Consider the following 11,863-nt stretch of genomic DNA (forward strand, 5'->3'; position numbering starts at 1 on the left):
TATCGGGTAAAATTAGATTTGATATTTTTTGAGCTTATTGTACAATGTTTGTCGGGTTATACCCAATTTTTTAGCTACGGCAGAAAGGTTGTCGCCATACTGATCGACACTCGATTTAATCAGCTCTCGCTCCATTTCTTCAATGGTCATGTCGGTATCAAAACTAGGACTACTCACCGCACTTTGGAACGAAAACAGAGTGGACTCAATTTCATTGGAGTCGGATAAAATCACGGCTTTCTCAATGGCATGCTCCAGCTCTCTTACATTTCCTGGCCAAGTGTGCGTTTTCAGTCTTTCGGTAGCTTCAGCACTCAGCTTCAAATCATTCTTCTTGTATTTCTTGCTTAATTTATCTAAATAATAATTGGCAATTAACACCACATCGTTACCGCGTTGGCGCAGTGCTGGCACTTCTACTTGTATGGTATTAATACGGAATAGTAAATCCTGACGGAACAGTTGATCCTCCACCATTTGATTGAGATTATTGTTAGTGGCGGATATCAACCTAAAATCAACCTTAATGGGTTTATTTGATCCTACTTTATAAATGGTTTGAGTTTGAATGGCTGTTAATAACTTGGCCTGCAGATTGAGTGGAATATTCCCTATCTCATCTAAAAATAAGGTGCCTTTATCGGCCATTTCAATTTTACCAATTCTATCTTCCTTGGCATCGGTAAAACTCCCTTTTACATGACCAAACAATTCACTTTCGAAAAGTGACTCGGCAATAGCGCCCATATCAACAGACACCATAAGTTGCTTGGCTCGTGGTGAACAGGCATGCAAGGAACGCGCTACCATTTCTTTTCCCGTTCCGTTTTCACCTGTAATTAAAACACTGGCATCGGTGGCACCCACTTTCTGAATCAGTGTTTTCATCTCTTCCATGGGCTTTGACTTACCTATGATGTTAGATACCTCGGGCATTACAGCTTTTTTTAAGGCCGAATTCTTTTCATTCAATTCACTTACCTCATCTTGTTGCATGGTTAGCTTGGCGGCATTGCGAAGCGTAATAATCATTTTGGCATTATCCCATGGCTTCAATAAAAAATCAGTGGCACCATCCTTTACTGCTTTCACGGCCAATTCAACATCGCCATAGGCCGTAAACATAACCACCGATATGTCTGGATAATTGGCTTTGATCTGATCTAACCAATAAAAACCTTCGTTACCCGAGTTTACACCCGCATTAAAATTCATATCGAGCAATACCACATGGTACTTTTTCTTCGCTAAGGCAGTGAGCATCCCATCAGGGTGTGATAGCGTTTTTATGTGATCAAAATAATCTTCGAGTAAGAGTTCTAGGGCCGAAAGGGCGCCTGTATTGTCATCAACAATAAGTATATTTCCAGTAGTAGGCATCGATTATGATTTATATGAAGTATTGTATCAAAGATAATTAAGTGTGTAGAAAATTGACAATACCTGTCCATTTTTTTTACAGTTTAAAATAAAGCCAAAATCATAAGTAATTGATTTGTTATTATTTGCGATTTTGGTACACTTTAGGTATTAGATCTGGCAAATAATAATCAGAACTCATGCAAAATCTAAGATACCTACTTACAGTATTAACAATAATTGGCCTCAACCAATGGAGCACTGCACAAAAAACATGGAGCCTGAGCGACTGCGTTAATTATGCGCAAGAGCATAACATTAGTATGCAAGTGAGCGAAAACAACAGACGCATTCAGGAGCATCGTGTTACACAAGCCAAAGGCGATTTTTTACCCAATTTATATGCAGGTAGTAACGCTAGTTATAATATGGGGCGATCGGCCAACCCGGATAATAACAGTTATTTTTTCGACGACAATTACCAGAACTCTTTATACGCACAAAGTTCCTTGGCCATATTTAATGGTTTAAAAAAGCAAAATACCCTTAGAGCTCAAAAATATGCACTAAAGGCGGGCATCAGTTCGGAACAAAACACCCGAAACGAGTTGATTTTAGAAGTAGCAGATTGTTACTACAAATTGATTATTAGCATTGACAAGGAGAATGCCGCTCAAGAACAATTGTCCTTATCGGAACAGCAATTGCAACGCATTGAGAAATTCCTCGAAATTGGTAAGGCCTCGGAAGTGGAACGCATTGAAATAAAAAGTCAGTTGAGTAATGATGAATACAATCTGATAATTGCCGAGAACGAAGTGACCTTTGCACGCAGTAACTTGTATAGGGTTATGAATTATAAAAATACCGATTCAATTAGCCCCATAAAACCTCCTTTTATTCCATTACAAACAGAGGTAGCCATGGTGGATTCGGTATATACTTTAGCAGCCAATAATTTACCACGAATTAAAGAAGAAGAAGCCCGATTAGCAGTGGCCAAATATCAGGTTTCCACAGCAAGGGGTGATTTTATGCCAAGCATTAATATGCAGGCTGGCATACAATCGGTTTATACCGATATTAACGACGACCCGTACAAAACCCAACTTAAAAACAACAATAACCAATACATATCGGCTTACTTAAGCATTCCTATTTTTACGCGCTTAAACAACCGATCGGAAATAAAAATTGCCAAAATAAATAAAAGCAATCAGCAGTTGCAGGTAGAACAAACTTTGCAAATGGTGTATCGCGATATTGAGCAGGTTTGCATTAATTACAATGCCGCTTTACGTTTGGTAAATGCAGCTCAAGAAAAATTATCGTATGCCTCGATAGCTTACCAGGAAATGGAAAAGAAATTTGAGCTCGGCCTAGCCAACACCACGGAATTATTTGCCAGCCAAATGCGCTTACTAAATGCCAAAAATGAATTCAGTCAGGCTAATGCCGATTTGGCCATACAGGGTATGTGGCTCAGTTATTTTGCCACGGGAGATGCTTTATTGAGTATCTAATTATTATAAATATAGATTTAACGAAAAAAAGATAAACTTAAACTACTGCCTTCTGTCATCAGCCTAGGCACTAAAAATACTACTACAATGGGAATGGATAAAAAGATAGAGCAAAAAAATGGGCTCAAGAAAAAACATATATATATTGCCATAGCTACCATCACATTTTTAAGCATTGTGTACTATGCTTTTGGTACAACACACGTTTCCACCTATAGAGCCAACAAAGATAGACTCACGGTTTCTGCGGTAACGCAAAATAACTTTGCCGATTACATTCGTTTAATGTCGCATGTTGATCCTATTTCGGTAATATACCTTGATGCTGTTGAAGGCGGACGCGTTGAAGAAAAATTAATTGAAGAGGGTGCCGAAGTGAAAAAAGGTGATGTGATACTACGTTTATCGAACCCCGATTTAAACCTATCTATTTTAAATAGTCAGGCGAATTTGGCCGAGCAAGAGAACTTTTTGCGCAATACCATGGTGACTTTAGAGCAGCAGAAAATTGCCAACAAACAGGAACTAGTTAACGTATCGTACAATGTGATAAGGAAGAAAAGAGCTTACTCGCAAAACGAAAAATTATATAAGGATGGCCTTATCTCGCAAGAGGATTATTTAATGGCCAAGGAAGATTACGAAATTGCCAATAAACATTATGCCCTCAGGATGGAACAATACAACCAAGATTCTATTTACAGAGCCATACAAGTTGATCGCATGCAAGATAACTTGGATAATATGGAGGCTAATTTGGCCTTGGTGCGTCAGCGCATCGAAAACCTTGAGGTAAAGGCTTCGGTTGATGGTCAGTTGGGTTTATTGGATGCCGAGATTGGACAATCGATATCAAGAGGGAACCGAATTGGGCAAATTAATGTGCTTACCGATTATAAAATTGTGGCCAAGGTTGATGAGCATTATATCGAAAGGGTTCGTCGCGATTTAACGGCGAGTTTTGATCGCAACGGCAAAGAATACCAACTGCGCGTTAAAAAGGTATATCCCGAGGTGAGAGACGGACGTTTTACTGTGGATATGGTTTTTACCAGCGAACGACCAAGCAATATTAGAACCGGACAATCGTATCACGTTCGTTTGCAGTTAGGCGACTCTAGCGATGCCATTTTGGTTCCGCGTGGTAGTTTCTTTCAAAACACAGGCGGACAGTGGATTTTTGTGCTCGATCCTTCTGGCGAATTTGCCACCAAGCGCAACATAAAAATTGGGCGACAAAACCCACGTTTCTACGAAGTTATTGAAGGTCTAGAGCCCGGTGAACAAGTTATTACATCGAATTACGATATGTTTGGCGATAACGAGAAGATTGTGTTTTAGTTGGGATAGACAGTAGGCATTAGGCATTAGGCATTAGGCATTAGGCATTAGGCATTAGGCATTAGGCATTAGGCATTAGGCATTAGGCATTAGGCAAATTTAAAAATAAGTATTTTAATTATTGAGATTCTTTGCGCCTCGTCATGGCGAGGAACGCGGCCATCTCAAGGCGCCATGTTTAACTGCTTGCCTTGAGATCGCTTTGTACCGCGCGATGACGCTATACAATAATTATCAAATAATAATTCGCCCCTTTGATCTCAGTAAAGACATCATCAAATAGTTATGAGTTCCCTTGGGTTCAGGGAAGCTATCTTCAAATAGTTACGAGCTTCCTTGGGTTCTGGGAAGCCATCATCAAATAGTTATGAGCTCCCTTGGGTTCTGGGAAGCCATCATCAAATAGTTATAAGTCCCCTTGGGCTCAGGGAAGCCATCATCAAATAGTTATGAGTCCCCTTGGGTTCTGGGAAGCCATCATCAAATAGTTATGAGTTCCCTTGGGCTCAGTGAAGCCATCATCAAATAGTTACGAGCTCACTTGGGTTCAGGGAAGCTTTCATCAAATGATAATGGATTTCCCAATTACTCACTTTAATCACCTACTTAGCTATCAAATATTTTTACACTAGGTGTTAAATAAATTGACACAATACAAATATCCACAAAAGCATATACCTTAATTTTCAACACATTAAATATTTGGCACATTTTCAGATATAGCATTGATAACAATAAACACTCTAAACTAATTTATTATGTTATCATTCAGTAGAACTATATTTATCGCAATTATTGCCCTAGTGCTATCTCCAAATGTTAATGCAACAAACCCTAACCCATTAAGCACCGAACAAAAAGTAGCCGACTTTGATAGTTTATATTTTCAACTAAAGGGGGCATTCCCGTATTTCGAAGTAAATAAACGCTTAAACCAGGTTGATTGGTTGGGTAATTACGAGGCTTATAAAACTAGAATTAGCCAAACACAAAACAACAAACAATATTTGGCAGAAATTGATGCCATTATGGATGAGCTCAATTGCGGTCACGCTGATTTATTGCCAACTGTGTATTACAATTATATGTTTACACGATATAGAATGATATCGTGGACTCATAAATCGTACAAAAGACATCTACAAGAATTAAAGAAAAACGATGCCAAACAAAAGAATCAATATTGGGCACACATATACCAAGAATTGCACCCCAGTAAGAAAAGTAAAAAAACCACAGAAAATACAGAAGCTACTGCAAACCTCACTTTCGAAATATTTGAAGCTCAAAGCTTAGCTGTAATGCATATTAAATCGTTTTCGTATGAGCATGTAAAAGCAGACAAAAAAGCTTTACTCAAGTTTTACGAAAACCTAAATAACTACGAAAACCTAATTATTGATATACAAGGAAACGGTGGCGGAGATACGCGTTACTGGCAGCAAAATATTGTACCGTATATCTCTAACACAACATTGAATTATTCATCTTACACAGCGTTTAAAGATAATGCTGAATTTTACAACTTTGCTGGCCAATTAGAAGGAATGCCTATTGATAGTGTTCCTCTATACAACATGCCAGAAGAATTATATGAAGATGACTATCTGTTTAAGAAATCAAGTTGGTCTTTACATCCCAATAAAAAATCTATTCATTATAGGGGGAAAATTTATGTACTAGCCGACCACAATGTATATTCCTCTTCAGAAGCATTTGCTAACTTCTGTATTAACACTGGTTTTGCTAAAGTAGTGGGAGAAACCACAGGAGGTGATGGTGTTGGTTCTGATCCTTTTTTATTCACTTTACCCCACAGTGGTATTGTAATCCGTTATCCAGGAATAATGGGGCTAAATGCCGATGGTAGCTCCAACGAAGAAATAGGTACCATTCCGAGTATTGAGATAGAAGGGAATACGTGCGAAGAACGTTTTACCAACTTTATAAAAACCATTGATGGATAAGGAATTCAACAATTGCCTATCAAATATTTTTACACACTTGTCTATAAATTAGACACATTGGAAATAAACAAAAATCATTAAATACACCATATCAAACACTTACAAGTTTGGCATATTTTAAGCAAAGTACTTTATCAGAATAAATAACAAAACATTTAAACATCAACATTAAACAATAACTATCATGATTAAAACCGAGCAATTATCAAAAGTATTTAGAACAGAAGATGTAGAAACAACGGCTTTAAACAGCGTTTCATTACATGTAAAAGAAGGCGAATTTGCAGCCATTATGGGTCCATCGGGTTGTGGTAAATCTACCCTACTTAATATTATTGGTTTGTTAGATAATCCATCCAATGGCAAATACTATTTTAATGGTACCGAGGTAGCTGGCTTTAAGGAGTCGCAACGTACGCAGTTCCGCAAGGGAAATATCGGATTCATCTTTCAAAGCTTTAACTTAATTGATGAGCTAAATGTATTCGAAAACGTTGAGCTTCCGCTTACCTATCTTAAAATGAAAAGCAGCGAGCGCAAAAAACGTGTAGAAGAAGTGTTGGAGCGTTTAAACATCGGCCACAGAGCCAAGCACTTTCCGCAACAGCTGTCGGGTGGTCAACAACAACGTGTTGCCATTGCCCGCGCGGTAGTCACCAACCCAAAGTTGCTATTGGCCGATGAGCCTACCGGAAACTTAGATTCGAAAAATGGTTTAGAGGTAATGGAATTATTACAACAGCTTAACCAAGAAGGCACCACCATTATTATGGTAACACACTCCGACCGCGACGCTGGTTTTGCTCACAATGTAATTAACCTTTTCGATGGCGAAGTAATTACCGAAAAAGCCAATGCCGAGGTTTCTGAATTACAAAGTGTATAAATAGATACTTCCTTTCAACGCATCCCTAATTTATCATCTCAAATATCTCAATATTATGCTTTCCTTAAAACATACCATCCGCATCATAAGCCGAAACCGTTTAAGTTTCGCAGTAAACTCAATAGGTTTAACCTTAGGTTTAACTGTTTGCTTACTTCTTTTTTCATATGTAAACCACGAACTAAGCTACGACAAGCATTTTCCTAATTCGGATAGAATTGTGCGCATGCTTATTGGCTGGCAAATGGAAGATGGCATGGAGTATATTCCCATTTGCCATAGAAGCTCTTTTACTGAGATACCTGGTAAGGTGCCTGAAATAGAGTGTGCCTATCAGTTATTAAGAAATTCTGAAGCCAACATTGAAAAAGATGGTGAAAATTATGGCGACCTTACTTTAATAAAAGTAGATAGTACTTTCTTTCATGTATTTGGATTTGAACCTACATTGGCTTCGAAACAACCCTTTGCCAATGAAAATTCTATTATGCTATCGGAAGAGATGGCTCATAAAATTTTTGGAAGGATTGATGTAATTGGAGAAGCGCTGAAGCTGAATCGTGAAGATTTTTTTGTGAGTGCAGTGTACCCAGATATACCAAAGAACTCTCACTTTAAGGCCGATATAATGGTACCCATGCCTAATGGGGTTAACAAGTGGCAAAGTTTGGAATTCAACACCTATTACCTGATTAAAGAAGGTGTTGAAATGAATACCGCAATTGCTAAAATTGAACAGGCAAATCAGGCTGCTCTTGACAAATGGGGTGCACAATTCGGAATAAAAATGGTAAGCAAAGCTGAACCTTTAGAAGGCATGCACCTGTTCACCGTAGCCGATTTTGACCTAAAACCCATTGGTAACATTAAGCAAGTAATAATGGTGGGGGTTATTGCACTCGTTATACTATTGGCTGCCCTATTTAATAGCATCAATTTATTTTTAGCCACAGGACAAAAACGCTTAAAGGAAATAGGAATCCGCAAAGTTTCTGGTGCCGATAATAAATCTATCATCAAACAATTAATTGCTGAATCGGGCTTAATCAATGCCATAGCTTTAATAGCCTCGTTTATTCTAGCCGCCGAAATAATGCCCTTCTTTTCTGATTTGGTCAATAGAGATATCCCATTAACTACGCTATTTAGTTTTAAAGGCATTGCAATGGCTGTATCTGTATTTATTCTGTCAACATTATTAGCTGGGGTATATCCTGTAATTACATTAGTAAAACACAATACCAACGCTATATTCCGCGAAAGCAAAAACACCAAATCAAGTTCTAGTTGGTTATCGCAAGCCATGATTATTACGCAATTAGCAGCTGCAGTATTAATGTTATTTACTTTATCAGGAATTAACCAACACCTTCATTTTTTACAAAAAAGCGATTTGGGTCTTAACCCTTCAAATGTAATTGTATACAGTGGTTTACACGCATCCTTAGACGATCAATTAGAAAGCATTAAGCAAGAGGTGGAAAATATCCCTGGTATTTCAAAGGTTGCTTTCTCTAACCACTCTATGGGTGGGGGTTACAGCGGACAGATGCTACGTTTAAATGGTAGCGGCGAAAAGTATAAAGATTTAAATGAATATAGGGTTCGAGAAGATTTTTGTGATCTATTTGAGCTGAACCTTGAATGGGGCCGGTTCTATAATGCCAATGACAAAGGAAATCAAAAAGTGGTGATTTTAAACAAAACAGCTGCCGATAAACTAGGCCTTAAACCAAACGACACGCGAACCATTGATATGGGCGATTGGAGAATGAATGTTGAGGTAATTGGTGTGGTATCCGATTTCTTTTACGAAGGAAATGCAACCAAAGTAAGACCAATGGCCATATCGAACACAGGAAATAACATGAACCACATGAGTGTGCGATATACCCCTAATGCAAATGTGAATAGCATTAAGGATAATATCGATACAATATTTAAACGTTACGATGCTCAATTTAAAGGCTACAGTTGGTATAACGAGGATAAATTTAGCGAAATGTATGTGCAAGAAAAAAGCATACGCCAAACCGTTGCTTACAGTGGCATGATTGCCCTCTTCATTTGCCTAATTGGAATTTACGCCATTACCGTTTTTAACTTACAAAAGCGTTTAAAAGAATTGGCACTTCGTAAAATTATGGGCGCTTCGGTGCAATCAATACAAACATTGTACTTGAAAAAATACATCAAGCAATTACTTATTGCAGCACTAATAGCATTGCCAATAGGTACTATAATTATGCATGAATATTTCAAGAATTACCCAAAACACGAAAGCATCAATCCGCTTTTCTACATTTTGTCTATTGTGGTTCCGCTGATTATAATCTGCACCATTGTAGCCATTAGAGTATTGTATACTGCCAAGCAAAATCCGGTTAAATCATTACGTTACGAGTAACAAATCTAAAAAAACGATACAATGATCATTCAGAAACTCTTACTACGAAAAATACTTGCAAATAAAAAGGCAAACCTACTTACCTTAATTAGTCTTGTAGTTACATTCGTAGGAATTATAACCTTAACACTATTTATTGATTATGAGTTAAGTTTTGATAAACAACACAAAAACAACATTTACCATTTAAAAACTACGCTTTATCAGGATGCATTACCCATTAATATTATTGAATTAGTTGAGGGAAAATTAACAGATGTAAGCAATGCTACTCTGTTAAGAATAAAGAATGAAGAAGTTTCTTTAGATTATAACGACAACACATCATTTAAACAAGAACAGAAGTTAATATATACAGATGCGCATTTTTTAGAGATGTTCAACTTTGAGGTTGCAAGCTCTAGCGTAAACGCAGTATTTAATAAGCCAAATCAAGTATTGTTAACCAAACAATGTGCTCGTAAATTCTTTGGAGATGAAGCCTCCATCAATAAAGCCATCTGGATAAAAGAGAAGCAGTACACTGTTGCGGGCATATTATACGACGTTCCGAAAACCTCAACCATACAGTTCGATATGATCACTTCTATACATCCTATAATAGAAGAAAGTAAACGCACTGGTGAGAAAGCTTGGGGATTTATTTCTTTTTTGCAGCTAAGGCCTGATGCAAAACCCGCAGCAACATCGAAACAAATAGATCATCTTCTGGCAGATATACAACCCTTTAAATCTTTACTTACTGTTGTTGAGGATAATCCTTTATTTAAGTTGAGCGCCTTTAAGAATATCCATTTCGATACAAGTAACACTGTATTTAGCTCGTCAAATCCATTAATTTATAGTGTTTTATTAGTCTTTGTTATTATGATAATAGTTATGGGATTGATGAATTACATAAACTTTAAAGGAGAACAAGTTCCTTATCAAACCCAAACTTATTCGCTACTTCATTTTTTTGGGAACTCTAAAAGAAAAGGCCAATTTATTAATATTATAGAATCAATAATATGGTGCCTTATATCTTTATGTATCTCACTGCTTATTCACCAATTATTTTATAATAAATTACAGACCGCATTAAATATCGAGGGACTACAAATAAACGATCGTCTCATCTATATTATATACTTTATATTGGGAGCTGTTTGCTTTGGAATTGCAGGTTCTTACTGGGCTAGTAAACAAATTAAAAATACTCCTCTATCAGATGGCCTTAAAGGAAAAATATTGGCTAAAAATAAAACTTACTTGGTACGAAACATTCTATTAACTACTCAATTTACTGTGGCTGTTACGTTAACCATATCTGTTTTTGTAATTAGTAAACAACTTAACTTTTGGTATAATTTTGATACGGGCATTAGTACAGATCAGGTGGTTCAAGTCAAATTACCTTCGAGCTTAAAAACGCAACACGAGGCTTTCACAAATAAAATTACACAAAAATCACTCTGTGCAGATTATGCATTGGCCGATCAAGTGCCAAGTGCAGTAAACAATGGCATGGGTACCGGAATAAACGATAAGCTTGTTAATTTTAAAACATGGGTGGTTTCTAAAGAGTTTATAAACTTTTTTAATATAAATATAGAAGAAGGACGAGCTTTTCAGACCGAGAATGATGCTGATTTGGGTAAGGTAATTATTAACAAAAAAGCAGTGGCTGAAATAAACTGGCCCGATGAAGCATTGGGTAAAACAATGAGTACTGGAGATAAAGGGTATGGAGAAATTATTGGTGTTATGAATAACATACAAATTAATTCACTATACAGCGAAACAGGTCCATTGCAACTATATTTAAGTGATAATTCTGATGATTTTGATTACTTATTTCTAAGAGTAAAACCCTGTAATTATAAGACGCTTTTTAATGAGATTAATACTGTTGCGAAAGAATTTGATCCGCAAGCAAATCTGGAAATAGAATTTGTAAACGAAGCAAGTAACAAACTCTATGCACAAGAAGAACGGATGGTACTATTTATCAAATGTGTAACTATTTGGTGTATAATAATCGCTTTAATTGGCATGTTAAGTATGACATTATTAGTGGCTCAGAACAAAACCAAAGAAATTGGAATACGAAAAATAAACGGAGCTAGTGTAGCCGATATTCTAATAATAATCAATAAGCAGTTTGGCTTAATTGTTTCACTATCCATTGTAATTGCCATACCCATATCATACATTTTAATGGAACACTGGCTCAGTAATTTTACCTATAGAACTAATATAGGTATCTGGGTATACCTAGTTACAAGTATTAGTACTTTCTTAATTTCAATTGCAGTGGTAAGTACTCATATTATTAAAGTAGCCAAACAAAATCCTATTATGGCACTTCGTTGCGAATAAATAAAACCTAATACAGATA

The 11,863-nt window shown here is 36.8% G+C and carries 7 protein-coding genes; 6 read left to right on the forward strand and 1 reads right to left on the reverse strand.

What is annotated here, in order from left to right:
- Window positions 1–12: 12 nt before the first annotated feature.
- Window positions 13–1,380, reverse strand: a complete 1,368-nt coding sequence (locus tag QMO11_RS12690; protein ID WP_282037627.1) for a sigma-54-dependent transcriptional regulator — start codon at window positions 1,378–1,380, stop codon at window positions 13–15.
- A 179-nt stretch (window positions 1,381–1,559) separates the two neighbouring features.
- Between QMO11_RS12690 and QMO11_RS12695 the strand changes: the two genes are divergently transcribed.
- From QMO11_RS12695 to QMO11_RS12720, 6 genes are all read left to right on the forward strand, one after another.
- Entirely contained in the window at window positions 1,560–2,882 is a 1,323-nt protein-coding gene (locus QMO11_RS12695; protein ID WP_282037628.1) for a TolC family protein, read from the forward strand.
- A gap of 93 nt (window positions 2,883–2,975) precedes the next feature.
- Window positions 2,976–4,223 (forward strand): efflux RND transporter periplasmic adaptor subunit, encoded by a 1,248-nt coding sequence (locus QMO11_RS12700; RefSeq protein ID WP_282037629.1) that lies wholly within the window; start codon window positions 2,976–2,978, stop codon window positions 4,221–4,223.
- A gap of 758 nt (window positions 4,224–4,981) precedes the next feature.
- Window positions 4,982–6,190: a S41 family peptidase gene (locus tag QMO11_RS12705; protein ID WP_282037630.1), complete on the forward strand. Its 1,209-nt coding sequence runs from the start codon at window positions 4,982–4,984 to the stop codon at window positions 6,188–6,190.
- A 184-nt stretch (window positions 6,191–6,374) separates the two neighbouring features.
- Window positions 6,375–7,076, forward strand: coding sequence for an ABC transporter ATP-binding protein (locus tag QMO11_RS12710; protein ID WP_282037631.1), 702 nt, complete (start codon window positions 6,375–6,377; stop codon window positions 7,074–7,076).
- A gap of 55 nt (window positions 7,077–7,131) precedes the next feature.
- Complete coding sequence (locus tag QMO11_RS12715; RefSeq protein WP_282037632.1) at window positions 7,132–9,483, forward strand: ABC transporter permease; 2,352 nt, start codon at window positions 7,132–7,134, stop codon at window positions 9,481–9,483.
- A 21-nt stretch (window positions 9,484–9,504) separates the two neighbouring features.
- On the forward strand, window positions 9,505–11,844 hold the full coding sequence (locus tag QMO11_RS12720; protein WP_282037633.1) for an ABC transporter permease: 2,340 nt from the start codon (window positions 9,505–9,507) through the stop codon (window positions 11,842–11,844).
- Window positions 11,845–11,863 lie beyond the last annotated feature (19 nt).

The organism is Saccharicrinis aurantiacus (assembly GCF_947489045.1).
Taxonomy (GTDB): domain Bacteria; phylum Bacteroidota; class Bacteroidia; order Bacteroidales; family Marinilabiliaceae; genus Saccharicrinis; species Saccharicrinis aurantiacus.

Bases quoted from the DNA above. Each gene is read 5' to 3' on its own strand.
- QMO11_RS12690 (WP_282037627.1), bottom strand. From the start codon at position 1,380: ATGCCTACTACTGGAAATATACTTATTGTTGATGACAATACAGGCGCC.
- QMO11_RS12695 (WP_282037628.1), top strand. From the start codon at position 1,560: ATGCAAAATCTAAGATACCTACTTACAGTATTAACAATAATTGGCCTC.
- QMO11_RS12700 (WP_282037629.1), top strand. From the start codon at position 2,976: ATGGATAAAAAGATAGAGCAAAAAAATGGGCTCAAGAAAAAACATATA.
- QMO11_RS12705 (WP_282037630.1), top strand. From the start codon at position 4,982: ATGTTATCATTCAGTAGAACTATATTTATCGCAATTATTGCCCTAGTG.
- QMO11_RS12710 (WP_282037631.1), top strand. From the start codon at position 6,375: ATGATTAAAACCGAGCAATTATCAAAAGTATTTAGAACAGAAGATGTA.
- QMO11_RS12715 (WP_282037632.1), top strand. From the start codon at position 7,132: ATGCTTTCCTTAAAACATACCATCCGCATCATAAGCCGAAACCGTTTA.
- QMO11_RS12720 (WP_282037633.1), top strand. From the start codon at position 9,505: ATGATCATTCAGAAACTCTTACTACGAAAAATACTTGCAAATAAAAAG.